Origin of the sequence: Burkholderia dolosa (genome assembly GCF_902499135.1) — a bacterium.
Lineage (GTDB): Bacteria > Pseudomonadota > Gammaproteobacteria > Burkholderiales > Burkholderiaceae > Burkholderia > Burkholderia dolosa.
The window spans coordinates 13,997-31,823 of record NZ_CABVPR010000068.1; the positions used below are offsets into that span (position 1 = coordinate 13,997).

The 17,827-nt window shown below is 66.1% G+C and carries 17 protein-coding genes and 1 tRNA gene; 7 read left to right on the forward strand and 11 right to left on the reverse strand.

Annotated elements, in window-relative coordinates; genetic code table 11:
* Positions 1–180 precede the first annotated feature (180 nt).
* Entirely contained in the window at positions 181–2,199 is a 2,019-nt protein-coding gene (locus BUB20358_RS23560; protein ID WP_006763028.1) for a site-specific DNA-methyltransferase, read from the forward strand.
* Positions 2,199–5,213 (forward strand): type III restriction-modification system endonuclease, encoded by a 3,015-nt coding sequence (locus BUB20358_RS23565; RefSeq protein WP_035971470.1) that lies wholly within the window; start codon positions 2,199–2,201, stop codon positions 5,211–5,213. The genes BUB20358_RS23560 and BUB20358_RS23565 overlap by 1 nt, the downstream gene beginning before the upstream one ends.
* A gap of 142 nt (positions 5,214–5,355) precedes the next feature.
* On the opposite strand, the gene BUB20358_RS23570 is transcribed toward BUB20358_RS23565, so the two are convergent.
* The 6 genes from BUB20358_RS23570 to egtB all read right to left on the reverse strand — a co-directional run bounded on the left by BUB20358_RS23570 (position 5,356) and on the right by egtB (position 9,672).
* The gene (locus BUB20358_RS23570) at positions 5,356–5,652 is read right to left on the reverse strand and encodes a hypothetical protein (RefSeq protein ID WP_035971472.1); all 297 of its coding nucleotides are present in this window, start codon (positions 5,650–5,652) and stop codon (positions 5,356–5,358) included.
* Positions 5,649–6,107, reverse strand: coding sequence for a DUF2778 domain-containing protein (locus tag BUB20358_RS23575; RefSeq protein WP_035971474.1), 459 nt, complete (start codon positions 6,105–6,107; stop codon positions 5,649–5,651). The genes BUB20358_RS23570 and BUB20358_RS23575 overlap by 4 nt, the downstream gene beginning before the upstream one ends.
* A gap of 203 nt (positions 6,108–6,310) precedes the next feature.
* Positions 6,311–6,649: a hypothetical protein gene (locus BUB20358_RS23580; RefSeq protein ID WP_035971476.1), complete on the reverse strand. Its 339-nt coding sequence runs from the start codon at positions 6,647–6,649 to the stop codon at positions 6,311–6,313.
* A 167-nt stretch (positions 6,650–6,816) separates the two neighbouring features.
* Complete coding sequence (locus BUB20358_RS23585; protein WP_035971478.1) at positions 6,817–7,116, reverse strand: hypothetical protein; 300 nt, start codon at positions 7,114–7,116, stop codon at positions 6,817–6,819.
* 332 nt (positions 7,117–7,448) lie between these two features.
* On the reverse strand, positions 7,449–8,465 hold the full coding sequence (gene egtD / locus BUB20358_RS23590) for an L-histidine N(alpha)-methyltransferase (protein ID WP_006763030.1): 1,017 nt from the start codon (positions 8,463–8,465) through the stop codon (positions 7,449–7,451).
* Positions 8,449–9,672: an ergothioneine biosynthesis protein EgtB gene (egtB, locus tag BUB20358_RS23595; protein WP_035971481.1), complete on the reverse strand. Its 1,224-nt coding sequence runs from the start codon at positions 9,670–9,672 to the stop codon at positions 8,449–8,451. Before egtB ends, egtD begins: the two co-directional genes overlap by 17 nt.
* Positions 9,673–10,254: 582 nt before the next feature.
* Between egtB and BUB20358_RS23600 the strand changes: the two genes are divergently transcribed.
* Both BUB20358_RS23600 and BUB20358_RS23605 read left to right on the forward strand, forming a co-directional pair.
* Positions 10,255–10,728, forward strand: coding sequence for a carboxymuconolactone decarboxylase family protein (locus BUB20358_RS23600; RefSeq protein WP_006763031.1), 474 nt, complete (start codon positions 10,255–10,257; stop codon positions 10,726–10,728).
* Positions 10,728–11,615 carry a sigma-70 family RNA polymerase sigma factor gene (locus BUB20358_RS23605; RefSeq protein WP_035971483.1) on the forward strand — a complete coding sequence of 296 codons (888 nt, stop codon included), beginning with the start codon at positions 10,728–10,730 and terminating at the stop codon, positions 11,613–11,615. Before BUB20358_RS23600 ends, BUB20358_RS23605 begins: the two co-directional genes overlap by 1 nt.
* Positions 11,616–11,707: 92 nt before the next feature.
* On the opposite strand, the gene BUB20358_RS23610 is transcribed toward BUB20358_RS23605, so the two are convergent.
* Both BUB20358_RS23610 and BUB20358_RS23615 read right to left on the reverse strand, forming a co-directional pair.
* Positions 11,708–12,223, reverse strand: a complete 516-nt coding sequence (locus tag BUB20358_RS23610; protein ID WP_035973226.1) for a DUF2628 domain-containing protein — start codon at positions 12,221–12,223, stop codon at positions 11,708–11,710.
* Positions 12,224–12,538: 315 nt separating this feature from the next.
* Positions 12,539–12,615: transfer RNA gene (locus tag BUB20358_RS23615), tRNA-Val, on the reverse strand.
* Positions 12,616–12,773: 158 nt separating this feature from the next.
* Here BUB20358_RS23615 and BUB20358_RS23620 point away from each other — a divergent pair.
* Positions 12,774–13,184, forward strand: a complete 411-nt coding sequence (locus tag BUB20358_RS23620; RefSeq protein WP_128567330.1) for a hypothetical protein — start codon at positions 12,774–12,776, stop codon at positions 13,182–13,184.
* Positions 13,185–13,909: 725 nt separating this feature from the next.
* Here BUB20358_RS23620 and BUB20358_RS23625 read toward each other — a convergent pair.
* Both BUB20358_RS23625 and BUB20358_RS23630 read right to left on the reverse strand, forming a co-directional pair.
* A complete protein-coding gene (locus tag BUB20358_RS23625) occupies positions 13,910–14,665 on the reverse strand; it encodes an anti-sigma factor family protein (protein WP_006763034.1) in 756 nt (251 codons plus the stop codon).
* Positions 14,662–15,183: a sigma-70 family RNA polymerase sigma factor gene (locus BUB20358_RS23630; RefSeq protein WP_006763035.1), complete on the reverse strand. Its 522-nt coding sequence runs from the start codon at positions 15,181–15,183 to the stop codon at positions 14,662–14,664. The genes BUB20358_RS23625 and BUB20358_RS23630 overlap by 4 nt, the downstream gene beginning before the upstream one ends.
* Positions 15,184–15,340: 157 nt before the next feature.
* Between BUB20358_RS23630 and BUB20358_RS23635 the strand changes: the two genes are divergently transcribed.
* Both BUB20358_RS23635 and BUB20358_RS23640 read left to right on the forward strand, forming a co-directional pair.
* The gene (locus tag BUB20358_RS23635; protein ID WP_035973227.1) at positions 15,341–16,432 is read left to right on the forward strand and encodes a catalase family peroxidase; all 1,092 of its coding nucleotides are present in this window, start codon (positions 15,341–15,343) and stop codon (positions 16,430–16,432) included.
* Entirely contained in the window at positions 16,432–16,962 is a 531-nt protein-coding gene (locus tag BUB20358_RS23640; protein ID WP_035971487.1) for a cytochrome b, read from the forward strand. The genes BUB20358_RS23635 and BUB20358_RS23640 overlap by 1 nt, the downstream gene beginning before the upstream one ends.
* A 157-nt stretch (positions 16,963–17,119) precedes the next feature.
* Here the strand turns inward: BUB20358_RS23640 and BUB20358_RS23645 are convergent, their stop codons facing one another.
* Positions 17,120–17,419, reverse strand: a complete 300-nt coding sequence (locus BUB20358_RS23645; protein ID WP_035973228.1) for a hypothetical protein — start codon at positions 17,417–17,419, stop codon at positions 17,120–17,122.
* Positions 17,420–17,827 lie beyond the last annotated feature (408 nt).

A 17,827-nucleotide genomic window follows, 5' to 3' on the forward strand; every position in this document is an offset into this window, starting at 1 on the left:
CCGCTGCGCTGCGCATGCGGGCTGCGGGCCTGCGAATCGCAACCGTCGTCGGCCCACCCCACCCGCATCGGCCCTTGACCTGCGCCGACCGACTCGCTAGCGTTTCGGGTTTGCCCGGGCGGCGTTATCGCCGATCCCGCGACCGCGCCCGACGTCCTGGTGCGCGCGGCCGGGCCCCCGATGGAAAAGACGATGCAGAAACTCGATGCGGCGAACCCGCAGGCGATGTCGACGGATTTCACCGCCGACAACGTCGCGCGCCTGAAGGCGCTGTTCCCCGAACTCGTGACCGAAGGCCCGAACGGCGCGTCGGTCGACGTCGACGTGCTGAAGGCGCTGGTCGGCGACCGCACGGTCGGCGACGCCGACGAGCGCTACGGCTTCCACTGGCACGGCAAGCGCAGCGCGCGCCAGGCCGCGCTCACGCCGTCGACGGGCACGCTGCGTCCGTGCCCCGACGACAGCGTCGCGTGGGACGACACGCGCCATCTGATGATCGAGGGCGACAACCTCGACGTGATGAAGCTGCTGCACAAGAGCTACGCGGGCAAGGTGAAGCTCGTCTACATCGACCCGCCGTACAACACCGGCAGCGATTTCGTCTATCCGGACGACTTCAGCGACAGCATCCGCCACTACCTGTCGATCACCGGTCAGGCCGAAGGCGGCGTGAAACGCAGCACGAACACCGAGGCGAACGGCCGGTTCCACACCGACTGGCTGAACATGATGTATCCGCGGCTGAAGCTCGTGCACGCGCTGCTGTCCGACGAAGGGCTGATCGTCGTGCACATCGACGAACACGAAGTGCATGCGCTCGTGCTGATGCTGCGCGAGATCTTCGGCGAGGAGAACGAGCTCGGCGTCGCCGTGTGGGACAAGCGCAATCCGAAGGGCGACGCGCGCGGCATCGCATATCAGCACGAATCGCTCGTGCTGTTCGCGCGCAACGCCGAGACGCTGCTCGAGCGCGCGCCGCTGAAGCGGCCGAAGCGCAACGCGCAGCGCATGCTCGACGCCGCGCACGACGCGATGTACCGCAGCGGCAATCCGAAGGACGCGCAGAAGGCGTACCGCGCGTGGCTGAAGGCGCAGACCAATCTGTCCGGCGGCGAGGTGATGTACGACCGGCTGTCCGCGGACGGGCGCGTGTACCGCCTCGTGTCGATGGCGTGGCCGAACAAGAAGAAGGCGCCGGACGAATACTTCACGCCGCTGATCCATCCGGTCACCGGCAAGCCGTGCGCGATGCCGGCGCGCGGCTGGCGCAATCCGCCGGCGACGATGCAGGCGCTGCTCGAGCGCGGCCAGATCGAATTCGGCCCCGACGAGACCACGCAGCCGCAGCGGATCTACTACCTCGACGAGAACATGTACGAGAACGTGCCGTCGGTGCTGCCGTTCGCCGGCTCCGACGACGCGCTGCTGAAGGCGCTCGGCATTCCGTTCGAGCAGCCGAAGCCGGTCGATTTCGCGGCGGCCGTGATCGGCTGGTGCACGCGCGGCGACGACATCGTGCTCGACTGCTTCGCCGGCTCCGGCTCGACCGGCCACGCGGTGATGCAGGTGAACGCGACCGACGGCGGCGCGCGTCGCTACATTCTCGTGCAGCTGCCCGAAGCGCTCGATCGCCGCGACAAGGCGCAGCAGGCGGCCGCCGATTTCTGCACGAAGCTGAAGAAGCCGCCGACGCTCGCGGAAATCACGAAGGAGCGGCTCCGCCGTGCCGCGCAGCAGGTCGCGCGCGATTATCCGGAAAGCTATGGCGACCTCGGGTTCCGCGTGTACCGGCTCGACACGACGAACGTGATCGAGTGGGATCCGCGCCGCGACGATTTCGACCATGCGCTGTTCGCGTCGGTCGAACACGTGAAGACCGGCCGCACCGACGACGACCTGCTCGCCGAGCTGACGCTGAAGCTCGGCCTCGATCTGTGCACGCCGGTCGAGCATCACGTCGTCGCCGGCAAGACCGTGCATCTGATCGGCCGCGAGATCGTCGCGTGCTTCGATGCGCGCATCGCGCGCGACGATGCGGGCCCGCTCGCGGACGGCATCGTCGACCTGCTCGACGCGAGCGGCGCGACGCGCGACGTCACGTGCCTGTTCCGCGACAGCGGCTTCGTCGACGACGTCGCGAAGCTCAATCTCGCCGCGCTGCTCGATCAGCACGGCGTGAAGCGCGTGCGGAGCCTGTGATGCGGCTGCACTTCGAAGCGGACCTCGACTATCAGCGCGACGCGATCGACGCCGTCTGCGACCTGTTTCGCGGGCAGGAGTCGTATCGCGGCGACTTCAGCGTGCTCGCGAACGCCGCGCCCGGCACCACGGCCGCCGCGCAGGGCTCGCTCGGGTTCGCGGTGTCCGAGCAAGGCGTCGGCAACCGGCTGTCGCTGACCGACGACGCGCTCGCGCGCAATCTCGCCGACGTGCAGCTGCGCGGCGGGCTGCCGCCGTCCGGCACGCCCGGCTCGCGCGATTTCACCGTCGAGATGGAGACCGGCACCGGCAAGACGTACGTGTATCTGCGCACGATCTTCGAGCTGAACCGCCGCTACGGCTTCACGAAGTTCGTGATCGTCGTGCCGTCGATCGCGATCAAGGAAGGCGTGCACAAGACGCTCGCGATCACCGAGGATCATTTCCGCGCGCTGTATGCGGGCGTGCCGTACGACTATTTCCTGTACGACTCCGCGAAGCTCGGCCAGGTGCGTCACTTCGCGGCGAGCGCGGCGATCCAGATCATGGTGATGACGGTCGCCGCGATCAACAAGAAAGAGATCAACAACCTGTACAAGGACAGCGAGAAAACCGGCGGCGAGAAGCCGATCGATCTGATCCGCGCGACGCGGCCGATCGTGATCGTCGACGAGCCGCAGAGCGTCGACGGCGGGCTCGAGGGCCGCGGCCGCGAAGCGCTGGCCGCGATGCATCCGCTGTGCACGCTGCGCTATTCGGCCACGCACGTCGACCGTCATCACATGGTGTACCGGCTCGACGCGGTGGACGCGTACGAGCGCAAGCTCGTCAAGCAGATCGAGATCGCATCGGCGATCGTCGAGGATGCGCACAACAAGCCGTACGTGCGGCTCGCGGGCGTGTCGAACCGGCGCGGCGCGATCAGCGCGCGCGTCGAGCTCGACGTCGCGACCGCGGCCGGCGTGAAGCGCCAGATCGTGTCGGTGACCGACGGCGACGATCTCGAGCGCGTGACGCGCCGCGCGCTGTACGCGGGGCTGCGGATCGGCGAGATCCATGCGGCGAAGGGCGCCGAATACGTCGAGCTGCGTCATCCGGAAGGCGAAGCGTTCCTGTCGATCGGCGACGCGTTCGGCGACATCGACACGCTCGCGGTGCAGCGCGAGATGATCCGCCGCACGATCCGCGAGCATCTCGACAAGGAGCTGCGGCTCGCGGAGCGCGGCGTGAAGGTGCTGTCGCTGTTCTTCGTCGATTCGGTCGAGCGTTATCGCCGCTACGACGAGAACGGCGCGCCGGTGAAGGGCGAATACGCGCTGATCTTCGAAGAGGAATATGCGCGCGCGGCGCGCGTGCCCGCGTATCGCGCGCTGTTCGACGGCGTCGACATCGCGCGCGAAGTCGAGCGCGCGCACAACGGCTATTTCTCGATCGACCGCAAGGGCGGCTGGACCGACACGAGCGAGAACAGCGCGACGGCGCGCGAGAACGCCGAGCGCGCGTACGGGCTCATCATGCGCGAGAAGGAAGCGCTGTTGTCGTTCGACACGCCGCTGAAATTCATCTTCTCGCACTCGGCGCTGAAGGAAGGCTGGGACAATCCGAACGTGTTCCAGATCTGCACGCTGCGCGACATCCATACCGAGCGCGAGCGCCGGCAGACGCTCGGCCGCGGGCTGCGGCTCGCGGTCGATCAGGACGGCGAGCGCGTGCGCGATCCGGGCGTCAATACGCTGACCGTGATCGCGACCGAACGCTACGAGTCGTTCGCGGAGAATCTGCAGAAGGAAATCGAGGCCGACACCGGCATCCGTTTCGGGATCGTCGAGGAACACCAGTTCGCGGCGCTGCCGGTGCAGGAAGGCGACGGACCCGCGCACGCGCTCGGCATCGAGCTATCGCGCGTGCTGTGGACGCATCTGCACGAACAGGGCTACGTCGACGCGCAGGGCAAGGTGCTCGACCGGCTGAAGGATGCGTTGCGTCAGCGCGCGCTGGTGCTGCCCGCTGCGTTCGAATCGCTGCGCGCGCCGATCGTCGCGATGCTGCGCAAGCTGTCCGGCCGCTTCGCGGTGCGCAACGCGGACGAGCGCCGCGCGATTGCGCTGCGGCGCGACGCGTCGGGCAAGGCCGTCGTGTTCGGCGACGACTTCCGCGCGCTGTGGGACCGCATTCGCCATCGCACCGTGTACAGCGTCGACTTCGACAACGCGAAGCTCGTGCGCGACTGCACGGCCGCGCTGCGCGACGCGCCCGACGTCGCGCGCGCGCGGCTGCAATGGCGCAAGGCGGAGATCGACATCGGCAAGGCCGGCGTCGAGGCGATCGAGGTCGCTGGCGCGGGCACGGTGCTGCTCGACGAAGGCGAGCTGCCGCTGCCCGATCTGCTGACCGAGCTGCAGGATCGCACGCAGCTCACGCGCCGCTCGCTCGCGACGATTCTCGCCGACAGCGGCCGGCTCGACGATTTCCGCGTGAATCCGCAGCAGTTCATCACGCTCGCGGCCGATGCGATCAATCGCTGCAAGCGGCTTGCGCTCGTTGCCGGCATCGCGTACCGGAAGCTCGGCGATCGGCACGTGCATGCGCTCGAATCGTTCGAGAGCGAGGCGCTGACCGGCTATCTGCGCAGCCTGCGGCTCGATGCGCGCAAGTCGATTCACGAGGCGGTCGTATGCGACACGGATGCGGAGCGCGCGTTCGCCGATGCGCTGGAAGCGCACGACGGCGTGAAGCTGTACGCGAAGCTGCCTGCGTGGTTCCGCGTGGCGACGCCGCTCGGCAGCTATCACCCGGACTGGGCCGTGCTCGCGGAACAGGACGACGGCGAGCGGCTGTACTTCGTCGTCGATACGCCGAACGCCGACGGCGACACGCCGAGCGAGGTCGAACGCGCAAAGCTCGCGTGCGGCGAAGCGCATTTCCGCGCGCTGGCCGACGGCGACGATGCGGCGACGTTCGTGCGGGCCAGGGACGTGGAGGCGTTGTTCGATGCGGCGATGCGGCGGAGATGAAGCTCGGCGCGGCGATGAGCAGCCTTTTTTCGGCGCGCCGTATGGCTGCGTGCTGTCCGAGCAACGACGCGTCGGCGTCACTGAAGGCTGAGGTTCCGCCGACGTCTGCGGATCGCTAGCGCGCGTGGCGACGTACCGCGGCTCAACGCCGCTTGCGGAACCAGCCAGCTACGCGACCGCGGCTGCGCCACGCAAACCAGCCGATCAGCGTCGATAACGAAACGTTGATGAACGAAACGAGCACCATGTAGGTGAACGTCAGGTCTTCCATCGTTCCGGTGTCTGCGGGATTCAGCTGGGTGACGAGATAGGCGAATCGCGCCATCCAGCCGGGCCAGCTCGGAAAAAGATCGAGATGGCGCGACCACACGATGCCATACGCGACGGTGGCGAACGTCAACCACGCGAGCAGCATGCCGACGCGGACGACCGGCTTCATCGGACGATGACCTTCCCGTACGTCGAAACATCGGTGCCCGGAATCCGGACGCCCTTTACGCCGCGCAGCATTCCTTTGATGACATTGAAGTCGGCTTGACTCTGGATCGTGATGCACCCCTTGCTCAATCCTCTGCCGACCGCAGGATGCAACCGGAAGTGGCCACGGCTCACACCGTTGCAGAACGTTTCGTCATCGATTCGTCCGTCGTCCGCGTAGAGTGCGAACCAGTCCGACCTTCGGTCAAATGCTTCGTACAGCCTCCCCAAGCGCCCTCCGGATCGGCGATCGACGATGTAGTAGGTGCCGATCGGAATGGGGCCGTGATCGGGCACGCACATGTCGCGCCGCTTGTTGGCGTGATCGGCGAGCCCGGAAAACGCACGGAATGAACGTCCTGCGATCTCGAACGCGCTAGTGGGTTGATCGTTGAGCGTGAATGAGCAGAGGTGCATAACCGTGCCAGCCGACGAATGAAAGAATCGATGCTAGCACCGGGTTTTTCGAGATCTTTTATCGAAAAGTTGTCGGCCACGCTCACGATCACGGGTTGCATGAGAAAGGCGCCCTCCAACGCGCATCGCGAAAGCCCGATATCGATCCGGGCTTCAGCATGTGCTTCGGTCGGGCGCCCTTGTCGTCTGCGCGCGCACCGCGCTTACATTGTCGTTTTACCGAACGCGTTTCGCTTCGAATGATTGCCGTGCGCGGTCGTGTGCGCTGAATGGCCGTGCGTATGTCCGCGGCCCGGCTGTACGCCGGCGCGATCGGCCATCGTATCGGAACGATCGGCCGCACGTGCGAGGCCCTTGTCGCGATCGCCGGAGCGGAAACCGTTCGAGTTGCTCAGCGCTTCGCCGCTCATGTGGCCGCCCGACATGCCGCCCGCATTGCCGCCGGAACCGCCGCCGTTGCCGCCCGCCGCTGCATGCGCGGAAACCGCGCCGACGGCGAGCAGCGCAGCGGTCAGCACGGACAGATATCGTTGACGTTTCATCTTGTGCTCCGTTGTGACGCGTTCGCGTGATTGCATTTTATGAACGCGGAGAATGCGCGCCGCAAGACGTTGTAAATGATCGTGACGGCGCGCGTTGCCGGTTATGGTCGGATCGAACGACGCGGGGCCGTCACGACGCCGCGCGCACTGTCACGCGACGTCGGCGCTCAGTCCCAGCGACCGTGCCAGCCGCGGTCGTGCCACGCGCGCTCACGCCATTCGTGCTCGCGCCACTCGCGCCGACGCCATTCGCGTTCGCGCCATTCGCGCGCACGCCAGTCGTCGTAGCGATAGCCGACCGGTGCATACGCAACGGGTGGCGGCGGAGCCACGTAGACCGGTGCGGGCGCCGCGTACGCGCCGGGCACGCCGATACCGACCGACAGATCGACATGCGCCGATGCGACGCCCGACGCCGCGAGCGCGGCGACACCGAGAACTGCACCGAGAAGAAGTTTCTTGCTCATCTCGCGACTCCCTGCACGTGTCGTGCTTCGTGTGAATACGGTTCGGAGTCTAGGCAACGGTCGACGACACAGGTGAAACCGGTGTGCGAGAGCGGTAACGGACGTTTACGCGCCGCGGCAACGTGTTGTTGCGCAACGGAAAAGCGGCTTTGAACAGACGTTGCGAACGCATACGGCGCCGTGAAAGAGCGCGCTTCGGCGCTCGATCGAGTGAGTGAACGAACGAGCGACCGAAGGCGACCCGACGCGCGAAGCGAAACGGAATCGAACGAAAAGGCGAGACGAGACGCAAACCGCCCGCACCGTCGCGGCGCGGTTCGCTTGAACCGCCGCTACGCGCGAATATCGTCGACGCTACGCAGCCAATGCACGCTGAACAGCTTGTCCGCGTCGGTCCACACGGTATCCGGCTCGAATCCCGCGCGGCGCGCGATCGCGTGGAAACCGTCGATCGTGAACTTGTGCGAGTTCTCCGTATGGATCCGCTCGCCAGCCTCGAAGCGGAACGTATGGCCGCGCACGTGCACGGTCTGCGCGACGTCGCTGACCAGATGCATCTCGATGCGCTGCCGCTCGCGATCGTAGAACGCGCAATGCGAGAACGCGTCGAGATCGAAATCCGCGCCGAGTTCGGCGTTCGCGCGCACGAGCAGGTTCAGGTTGAACTGTGCGGTCACGCGTTGCGCGTCGTTGTACGCGCGATGCAGCGTTTCCTCGTCCTTCACGAGATCGACGCCGACCAGCAGACCGCCGCCGCGCAGCAGCCGCGCCGCATCGCGCAGGAACGTGTCGGCTTCCTCCGGCGAGAAGTTGCCGATCGTCGAGCCCGGAAAAAAGCCGATACGCCGCCGCGGCGACGCGCTCAGTTCGGCAAGCTGGTCGGCCTTCGTGTAGTCGGCTGCGATCGGCGCGACGTCGAGCCACGCATACGCGGCACGCAGCCGCGCAGCCGCGCCGTGCAGATAGTCGGCCGAGATGTCGATCGGCACGTAGCGTGCGGGCGCATTCGCGTAGTTGCCGGCGAACGCGTCGAGCAGGATGCGGATCTTCTCGAGCGACCCGGCGCCGAATTCGACGATGTCCGCATGCGGGCCGACGCGCTGCACGATCTCGGCCGCGCGATCGCGCAGAATCGCGAGCTCGGTGCGCGTCGGGTAATACTCGGGCAGCTCGCAGATGCGGTCGAACAGCACGGAGCCCGTCGCATCGTAGAAGTATTTCGGCGGAATGCTGCGCGGCGTGCGCGACAGCCCGTCGATCAGATCGCGCTCGAACGCGCTCGGCCGCGAATCGCGGGCGGAGGATTGCAGGCCACCGCTCGTGGCCGTCAGGTCAGACGTCTCGCGCAAGTCGCACTCCCGTGAATTGCCAGCGCGCGGCCGGCGGAAAGAAATTGCGGTACGTCGGCCGTTCGTGCCCGGGCGGCGTCGCGATGCTGCTGCCGCGCAGGACCTGCTGGCCGACCATGAACTTGCCGTTGTATTCGGCCGCGACGCCTGCGAGCGGCCGGAAGCCCGGATACGGCTCGTACGACGAACGCGTCCACTGCCACACGTGGCCGAGCATCTGGCGGACGCCGTCCGCGCCGAACGCCGCCTCCCATTCGAACTCGGTCGGCAGCCGCGCGCCCGCCCATTCCGCATACGCGGCGGCCTCGTAGAAGCTCACGTGACACACCGGCGCATCGGGCGCGAGCGGCTCGACGCCGTGCAGCCCGAACGTGCGCCATCCGTGCGGCGCCGCCGCACCGTCGTCGGCGGGCAGCCAGTATGCGGGCGCTTGCCACCCTTCCCGCTGCACGGTCGCCCAGCCGTCGGACAGCCAGAACTCCGGACGCGCGTAGCCGCCGTCCCCGATGAACGCCGCGAACTCCGCATTCGTCACGAGGCGGTTCGCGATTTCGTAGGGCCGCACGAGCGCTGTGTGACGCGGGCGTTCGTTGTCGAACGAGAACGCGTCGCCGTCGTGGCCGATTTCGACGAGGCCGCCCGTCTGACGCAGCCAGCGCAGCGGGCCGGCGTCGCCGGCGGCGAGCGCGTGCGTGTCGGCTTCGCCGCGCGGCCGGAAAGCCGGCTTCAGCGGGTTGCACGAGAACGCATGCAGCATGTCCGTGACGATCAATTCCTGGTGCTGCTGCTCGTGATGCAGCCCGAGCTCGACTTCGGGTGCGATCGTGTCGAGCAGCGCCGAATCGGCGTCGGCGAGCGCACGCAGCATCGCTTCGTCGACGTGCCGTCGATAGGCATGCACTTCCGCGAGCGACGGACGCGTGAGCAGCCCGCGCTGCGGCCGCGGATGACGCGGGCCGAGCGCTTCGTAATACGAGTTGAACAGGAACTGGAAGGCGTCGTTGAACGGCGCGTAGCCGGGCACGCGGCGCATCAGCACGACCGTTTCGAAGAACCAGGTCGTATGCGCGAGGTGCCACTTCGTCGGGCTCGCGTCCGGCATCGATTGCACGGCCTGGTCTTCGGCGGACAGCGTCGCCGTCAATTCGACGCTATGGGCGCGCACGTGTTCGTAACGGCGCTGAAGCTGGGATGCAGGGAGGCTCATCGGTTTACCGTCCACGTCGCGATTCGCTGCGTTGCGTTGCCGGAAAAGGGAAAGCCTCGCGCTCGATGCGCGCGGCTGACGTGCGTCGTTCGTTGCTGCGTCGTCGGGCATCCGGCGCGCGCGCCGGGCCGCCAAGGCGGCGTCGTTCCGTGTGCCCGTGCGAGACAGTATGGTCCAGAAATGTGAACGTCGCGAATCGGATTTCGGATCAAACCAAAACGAAAGAAGAATGAAAGTATTTGCCCGGCTGCATGCGGAAGCGGCAGTGAATCGCCGACCCTCGTGCGGCGGGGCCGGCGCGTCGCCGCAATGCGCGTGCCCGCCCGCACGGCTGCTGACGGCTTCTGACATTGCTATGACGAACGCGAGCGCTCGGCGACGCACGGCTTCCGTCCGACGAACGGTGTGCCGCGGCGCGATGCGGTCTCGCGCCAAGCTTCGATTGCCAGGCACGGCCGCACCGCACCACTGCTCGCCTTCCGTTCCTTCGTCGCCTGCGTTGAAAAATTTTTCGTCCGCATGTCACACGGACCGGGTGCTCGCTCGTCATGTCACCGGAACCCACACCAAAGGAGAAGGACCATGACCGCGAAACTCAATCCGTTTGCCGCCGCCCCTGCGCTGATGAAGGACTGGATGACCGTATCGGTCGCCGCTGCCGCGAGCCTCGAGCCGACGCTGATCGAGCTGGTCAAGATCCGCGCGTCGCAGATCAACGCGTGCGCGAACTGCCTTAACATGCACACCGTCGAGGCGCGCGCGCAAGGCGAGACCGAGCAGCGCATCAACCTGCTGCCCGCGTGGCGCGAAGCGCCGTGCTACACCGACCGCGAACGTGCGGCGCTCGGCTGGACCGATGCGCTGACGCGATTGTCGGAAGGCCATACGCACGAAGCCGCGTACGCGGCGCTGAACGACCATTTCACGCAGGAGGAACAGGTGAAGCTCACGCTGATGATCAACGTAATCAACGGCTGGAACCGGCTTGCCGTCGGTTTCGGGCTGTGGGTCGATCCGGCCGAGGCGAAGGCCGCCGCCGCGAAGATGGTGGCGTGATGGCGCGCGTGGATCCGGCCGACGACGAGACCGACGCCGACGCGCGCGCCGACGCAACTGCGAGTTTCGACCCGCTGCGGCGGATGCTGATCCGCGTCGCGTACCGGATGCTCGGTTCCGTCGCGGACGCCGAGGACACCGTGCAGGACGCGTTCATCCGCTGGATGGAGGTCGACCGCACCGAAGTGCGCGTGCCCGAGGCGTTCCTGCGCCGGATGGTGATGCGCATGTGTCTCGATCAGCTGAAGTCCGCGCGGCGTCAGCGCGAGACCTATGTCGGCCCATGGCTGCCCGAGCCGGTCGTCGACGAGGACGAACAGGAAGACGTGACGCTGCCGCTGATGCTCGCGCTCGAACGGTTGTCGCCGCTCGAGCGCGCGGCGTTTCTGCTGCACGACGTGTTCGGCCTCGAGTTCGACGAAGTCGCCGCGACGATTCAGCGCGAACCGGCCGCGTGCCGGCAGCTCGCCGCGCGGGCGCGCACGCACGTGCGCGATGCGCGGCCGCGGTTTCGCGTCGAGAAGCAGCGCGGGATCGAGCTGGCCGAAGCGTTCTTCGCGGCGTCACGCAGCGGCGACATGCGCGCGCTCGGCGCGATGCTCGCCGAGGACGTGAGCCTGCATTCGGACGGCGGCGGCAAGCGCGTGGCCGCCGGCAAGCCGGTGTTCGGCTTCGAGCGCGTGATGAAGGTGCACGAGTATCTGGCCGAGGTGTTCGCGACGCACACGTCGAAGCTCGTGCGCGCCGGATTCGTCAACGGGTTGCCGGGGTTCGTCACGCTGGAAGCCGACGGCGAGTTGCAGACGACCGCGCTCGAAATCGAGGACGGCAAGATCGTCGCGATCTACGTGGTGCGCAATCCGGACAAGTTGAAGCATCTGCATTGAAGCGCGGCCGCGCGTCGCGGGACGGCGTTCGATCCGCGGCCGCGCGCTGCGTCGCCGCCCTCCTCGGTTTTTGCGCCGTTGCCGGGTCTCGGTTATTCGATGCCGACCGCCGCATTGGAAAGCATGAGGACCACATAGCCGAGCGCGGGCGTCGCGATCGCGAAGCCGATCGCCGCGAGCCAGTTCGTGCCGCCCTGCGCACTCAACAGCGCGAGCAACGATTCGCGCGACGACGCGCTCGGCCGCCGCTTCTCGATCCGACGCTCGACGTGCGTCCTGTAGATGCCGTTCGCGCACCAGCCGAGCGTGACGGCGATCGCGATCGTGACCGGATCGAGCGACGTGGATGCGACGTATGTCGGGAAGAACAGCAGTTCGACGAACAGGATCGCCATCGTTGCACCGAGCACGGCTGCCGCCTGCCAGTACATGCAGCGATACGCGATCCAGATCGGGCCGAGAAAGCACGCGGCCCAGTTCCACGACAGGCGGTTCTTGCGCGACGCGGCGATCGCCCATTTGTTTTCGTACCACGCGGCTTTCTTGCCGACATAGGCGGCGATTTCTTCGCTGCTCGCGGACGATGCGGTTGTCGTGATCTCGGACATGATGGCGTGCTCTCGGTCGCGCGGGACGCGCGTTGTCGTTTTGATGGGTCGTGCATCGCGCGCCGTTCGACGCGCGTCGGCGATGCGCACGTGATTCTACTTGGCCGGCGAATGGCCGTTGTGTGGGCGATGAGGAATCGGGATCGGCGACGAAGGGATTGGCCGCGAATTATGTCGTGCGCGGAAGGTGCGCACGTTTTCTTTTCAAGTCGGAAAAGAAAAACGCCACGCGATGTTGCCGCGTGGCGTTCCTATGTTTGGCGAGCCGGATTGCCTGTAGGCAATGCGTGCCGCCGACCCCTTCGATTTGTTCGTTGGTAGGCTCGATTGGATTCGAACCAACGACCCCCACCATGTCAAGGTGGTGCTCTAACCAACTGAGCTACGAGCCTAAGAAGCCGCGAATTATAGAGACGCTTCGTGGGGAGCACAAGCCCCCTTCGTGAAAATTTTTCGTGCTCGATCGCGTCGCGCCGGCGCGTGGTCTCGCGGACATTGCCGGCTTTCGTGCGCAGCGATGTTAGGGCGGGCACAGCAAAACGCGTCCGCGATGCGGCGTTATCCACATTCACATCTGGATAACCGTTCGGCAAGCCTCTGGATTCACAGTGGAACGATTGAGGATATGTCGGCGATGCCGGGAAATCGGCGACAAGTTGTTCTGTGCTGCACAGAGCTGTGCACGCGGATCGCCTGTGGTTATGCATTGCGCTTCGTGTCGACGATTCAGCAGGTTATCGAGGTTATCCACTGTGACGCGAGCCGCTTGTTAACTACCACTACGTATATATACGAACTGCTGTTAACGCCTTGGGATAAGCACAGTCGCGCGACTGTGATCCGTGCGGGTTGTGTGCTGCTGGTGGAGAACCGTGCCGCTGATGAGCGGCTCGCTGCGTCTATAGAATCGCCGGGTCCGGGCGAGCGCGTGCTCGATGTGAATGAAAAGCGGTTGTCGTGACGAAATACACGTCTGCTCGCGAGCGACGAAATTCGGACCGAGTTCCCCGAGTCGCCGTCCACGTCTGCATCGAACCGCGATTTCGTCGAGTAAATCCGAACGGGCGGCATCTGTCCGGTTTCCGGCGAATGGCAGACGGACGAATACGGCGGCAAGATCGCGCGTGTCGAAGCCGGTGCGGTGATGCCGGACATGTCCGTCAGGGGCGATTTGGGCGAACTCACGATGCGCTGGGTGACGTGGCGGCTGGTGAAGCATTCGTAATGCCGAGATGCACCGCAGACTCGCGCGACTCGAGCGCGCCGTGACCGCTGGGGAAGTCGCTAATCCGGCCGTTTACGCATGTGGACAACCGAACGCGATCCGGATCGAAACGCTGTGCGTCAGACGCGGCGATTGCATGTGGATATCGCCGCCGAAAACCATTCCAATTGCTGTGTATCGCAGAGGCGAGCAACTCGACGAACGCCGGTGCGCACGAATACGACGGCGGATGTGGATATCCCGATCCGAAACGACGACGAACGCTGTGCAGCGGAGTCGGCAACATCCGACTGGCACCACATGCATTCGCGATGAAATCCGCCGTGTGGACAACGACCAACAAAACAAGCCGAAACGCTGTGCGCCCGAGTAGAGGACGTGAGCGCTATCAAGCCGACCACGCTGGGATCGCTGAGCCGGAAGCGAGGTGAGCGCCGTCAGCCAATCCTGCCCGGCGCCCGTCAAGTCTGCTGATCAAGCACCCGCACGACGGCCTTCTCCGCGAGACTATCCGCCGGCCCAACGACCGCGAAATTCATCCCGTTCACCGACCCATATCGCGCGAGCAGTTGTCCATCCACGCGTTCGCCGGCCGCCATCAGCCGCTGCGCCGATTCCGGCGGCCGCAGATAGAAGCTCAGCATGCGCCCCGCATCGTCCTGATACAGCACCATCGCGGCCGCGCCGTGCCCGGTCGCGAACAGCCGTCCGCCGACCGGCCTGAACCCCGCCGCGCTCAGATCCGGCAGCACCGCCGACTTCCCGACGCGCGTGGTGAGCCACGCCTGCAATTCGCCCGCACTCGACGGCTTGAAATCGACCTTCGCCGCCCGATCGACGACCATCATCCGGTACGCTTCGACCGCGTCGCTCATCGGCGCCACGGCCGGCGGCGCATTCCAGCCGCGCGCCTGCCACCCGCCGAACGTGCCGAGCCCGATGCAGAACACGAACGAAGCGGCCATCGCGAACCGCATCCGCGTGCGCTCGGCCCGCTGCGCGCGGATTGCCGCCGGATCGAGCGCCGGATTGTCGTCCGGCATCCGCACGCTTTCCAGCGCCGCGCGCAAGCGCTGCGCATCCTGCCGCCATTGCTTCACCTGTTCGGCCCGCTCCGGATGCAGCGCGAGATACCGCTCGACCGCGGCGCGCGCGTCGCCGTCGAGCTGCCCGTCGACATAGGCCTGAAGATCGTGTTCGTCGGGAGGAATGTTCATTTCTTCATCAACCGCAAAGAAGGGGCAGGAAGCTCGCCGTCGCTGAGCTGACGCAGCGCCTGGCGCGCGCGGGAGAGCCGCGACATCACGGTGCCGATCGGCACGTCGAGCAGATCGGCGACTTCCTGATACGTGAAGCCTTCGACCGCGACCAGCAGCAGCAGGCTGCGCTGCTCGTCGGACAGCCGCCCGAACGCCTCGAGCGTCGCGCGCGCGGCCACTTCGCGTTCGGCGGACGGCCAGTGCGGCTCGTCGTCGTCGCGGATGCGGCCGAGCAGCCACGCGTAGCGCTTCGCGCTGCGTTTGCCGTCGAGAAACTGCCGGTAAAGGATCGTGAACAGCCAGCTGCGCAGCGACGCGTCGTCGCGGCGGCTCGTCCAGCGCGACAGCGCGCGCTCGAGCGTCGCCTGCACCAAATCGTCGGCCGCGTGGACGTCGCGCGCCAGCCAGAGCGCGAAACGTCGCAGCCGGGGGATGAGTTCGCGTAGCGCGTCGTCGTCGAGGGCGTGTGAGGGCATGGCCGGGCCGGTTGCCGAAAGCGTGGAGATGCCGCGTAGGACGCCGGTCGGCGCCGCCTATTCCATCAGCATACGAAAAATTTTGTTCATGGAATAAAGCGGCTTGGGCGGCGTCCTACGCGCGTTCGACAATGATCTGACGATCGGGAGTGAATTCATGGAGCGATCTTCTTCCTCTTCGCCGCCGCCGCGCGAGCCGGCCCGCGGCGCGTGGCGCTGGGCCGTGATCGGCGGCGCGGTGGCCGGCGCGGCCGTCGCGTTCGGGTATGTCGGCGGCTGGCTCGCGCCCGCGCGCCTGACGCCGCATCGGCTCGTCAACGCGCTGCAGGCCAACAGCGGCGTGCATCCCGGCTTCCGGCGCAATCACGCGAAGGGCGTATGCGTGACCGGCTATTTCGAAGGCAACGGCGCCGCGAGCGCGTATTCCGTCGCGCCGTTCTTCAAGGCCGGGCGCACGCCGGTGGTCGGGCGGTTCGCGTTGCCGGGCGGCAATCCGTATGCGCCCGACAGCAGCGTGCCGATCCGCAGCCTCGCACTGAAGCTCACCGCGCCCGACGGCGAGCAATGGCGGACCGGGATGAACGCGATGCCCGTGTTTCCCGTCGCGACGCCGCAGGCGTTCTACGAGCAGACGGTCGCGACCCGGCCCGATCCGAAGACAGGCAAGCCGGATCCCGCGAAGGTGAAGGCGTTTTTCGCCGCGCATCCGGAGACGGCCGCGTTCCGCGAATGGATCAAAGGTGCGAAGCCGAGCGCGAGCTACGTCACCGAGAGTTATTACGGGCTGAACTCGTTCTATTTCGTCGACGCGGCCGGGCAGCGGCACGCGGTGCGGTGGCGCGTCGTGCCGGAGCAGACGGCCGGCGCCGGCGACGTCGCCACCGCAGCGGATCCGAACGTGCTGGAGCAGGACCTGACGCGGCGTATCGCGGATGGTGCGCAGAAGTGGAAGCTGCTGGTCACGCTCGCGGACCCGGGCGATCCGGTAGACGACGCGACGAAGGTCTGGCCCGCGCAGCGGACCACGATCGACGCGGGCACGCTCGTGCTGGATCGCGTGGAGCCGCAGGACAGCGGGCCGTGCCGCGACGTGAATTACGACCCGACGGTGCTGCCGCAGGGGATTCAGGTGTCCGGCGATCCGTTGCTGGCAGCGAGGTCGGCTGCTTATGCGGATTCGTATCTGCGCAGGACGAGTGAAGAGGCCGGTGTGGCCGGCGCGGCGCGGTTGAGTGCGGAGGGACGGTGATGAAGGCTTCTACGACTTTTAGTTTGCCGGCGCGCGTGCTGCATTGGGTGATGGCCGCGATGGTGCTCACGATGCTGTTCGTCGGCGTGGGAATGGTGGCGTCGGTGTCCGAACGGCACGATTTTCTGGTCGCGCTGCACAAGCCGCTCGGGATCGCCGTGCTGGTGCTGGTTTGCGTGCGGATCGTCGTGCGGTTTTCGTCGAGGCCGCCTGCGTTGCCCGAGGATCTGCCGTGGTGGCAGAAGGTTGCCGCGCATGGGTCGCATGTCGTGCTGTATGCGTTGATGTTCGCGATGCCGCTGATCGGGTGGGCGATGCTGTCGGCGGGCGGGTATCCGGTGACGCTCGGCCGCGGCGTGCAGCTGCCGGCGATCGTCGCCGCGAATCCAGTGACGTTCGCATGGCTCAGGGTCGCGCATCGCGTGCTCGCTTATCTGTTCTTTCTGACGTTCCTCGCGCATTTTGGCGCGGCGCTTTATCACGGGTTGATTCGGAGGGATGGGGTGCTTAGGGCGATGGTGGGGAGGTGACGCGCGGCAGATTGCGCTTTGCTGCTGTGACGGTTGATGACGGTGGGGCGTTGAGCGCCGGCGATGATGTGCGGGCCGGGGAAGGGCGCGTGGAAAGCTGCTGAACGCCGGGTCAGGCAATCGAACGATAAGGGCCGCTTTGCGCGGCCCTTGCTTTTTACCGCGCAAACGGGCTCTTTCCGCCCGGCTGATGATATGGCTGCTCTCGCAGTGCCAGCTCGCTGTAGTCCGGCGTGATGGTGATTTTTCGCGTCACGTGGTTGACGTCGAGATACACGCGGTCGCCCGGTTTGAAGCCGAACAGCTTCATGTGCATATCGACGACGCTCATCCAAGGCATGTACGGCCAGCCTCGCTTGGGACGGTCAGGGGTGCTGCGAAGGAGCATCGCGACTACGGTGCTCAGGTCGCGTTCTTTGCGCTTCTTTGGGCGTGACTTATGATTGGCGTTAGCCATTTCCGACTCCTTGTTCGAGTTGGTTGTGGTCAGCGGGTCGTATGGGTGGCAGCCTATGCGGCCCGCGCTTTTTGGCAGTTCCAGTCTACGCGAAGAAGAACTCTTTATAACGCTAATCCAGGCGAACTGGCTGAACGGCATAGAGACTATCAGTTGTTGCGAAGTCCTCGTTTTCCGACGACAAGCAAGCCAACGCCAGTATTTGTGACATTGCTGGTGAGCGAACGAGGCTATGTCACGCGGATTGAAGACGATCTTCGATCGGCTTGTATGCGAACGTCGGAACGAACGCGGTGCACGAGCCCTTGAAGGGCGCTAGCAGTAGCGCGTGAGAACCTGTCCGCATTTTTGTGGGCGAGGCGGTTGAACAGCACGTTATCCACGCGCCTGCATAAATCGCTCGCCGAA

What these genes read in the sequence shown, in the direction of transcription:
- BUB20358_RS23645 (WP_035973228.1), bottom strand. Translation starts at nt 17,419, where the DNA reads ATGGCTAACGCCAATCATAAGTCACGCCCAAAGAAGCGCAAAGAACGC.
- BUB20358_RS23630 (WP_006763035.1), bottom strand. Translation starts at nt 15,183, where the DNA reads ATGCCCTCACACGCCCTCGACGACGACGCGCTACGCGAACTCATCCCC.
- BUB20358_RS23580 (WP_035971476.1), bottom strand. Translation starts at nt 6,649, where the DNA reads ATGAAACGTCAACGATATCTGTCCGTGCTGACCGCTGCGCTGCTCGCC.
- BUB20358_RS23570 (WP_035971472.1), bottom strand. Translation starts at nt 5,652, where the DNA reads ATGAAGCCGGTCGTCCGCGTCGGCATGCTGCTCGCGTGGTTGACGTTC.
- BUB20358_RS23610 (WP_035973226.1), bottom strand. Translation starts at nt 12,223, where the DNA reads ATGTCCGAGATCACGACAACCGCATCGTCCGCGAGCAGCGAAGAAATC.
- BUB20358_RS23560 (WP_006763028.1), top strand. Translation starts at nt 181, where the DNA reads ATGGAAAAGACGATGCAGAAACTCGATGCGGCGAACCCGCAGGCGATG.
- BUB20358_RS23620 (WP_128567330.1), top strand. Translation starts at nt 12,774, where the DNA reads ATGCGGCGTTATCCACATTCACATCTGGATAACCGTTCGGCAAGCCTC.
- egtB (WP_035971481.1), bottom strand. Translation starts at nt 9,672, where the DNA reads ATGAGCCTCCCTGCATCCCAGCTTCAGCGCCGTTACGAACACGTGCGC.
- BUB20358_RS23585 (WP_035971478.1), bottom strand. Translation starts at nt 7,116, where the DNA reads ATGAGCAAGAAACTTCTTCTCGGTGCAGTTCTCGGTGTCGCCGCGCTC.
- BUB20358_RS23640 (WP_035971487.1), top strand. Translation starts at nt 16,432, where the DNA reads ATGAAGGCTTCTACGACTTTTAGTTTGCCGGCGCGCGTGCTGCATTGG.
- BUB20358_RS23605 (WP_035971483.1), top strand. Translation starts at nt 10,728, where the DNA reads ATGGCGCGCGTGGATCCGGCCGACGACGAGACCGACGCCGACGCGCGC.
- BUB20358_RS23575 (WP_035971474.1), bottom strand. Translation starts at nt 6,107, where the DNA reads ATGCACCTCTGCTCATTCACGCTCAACGATCAACCCACTAGCGCGTTC.
- BUB20358_RS23600 (WP_006763031.1), top strand. Translation starts at nt 10,255, where the DNA reads ATGACCGCGAAACTCAATCCGTTTGCCGCCGCCCCTGCGCTGATGAAG.
- BUB20358_RS23635 (WP_035973227.1), top strand. Translation starts at nt 15,341, where the DNA reads ATGGAGCGATCTTCTTCCTCTTCGCCGCCGCCGCGCGAGCCGGCCCGC.
- BUB20358_RS23565 (WP_035971470.1), top strand. Translation starts at nt 2,199, where the DNA reads ATGCGGCTGCACTTCGAAGCGGACCTCGACTATCAGCGCGACGCGATC.
- BUB20358_RS23625 (WP_006763034.1), bottom strand. Translation starts at nt 14,665, where the DNA reads ATGAACATTCCTCCCGACGAACACGATCTTCAGGCCTATGTCGACGGG.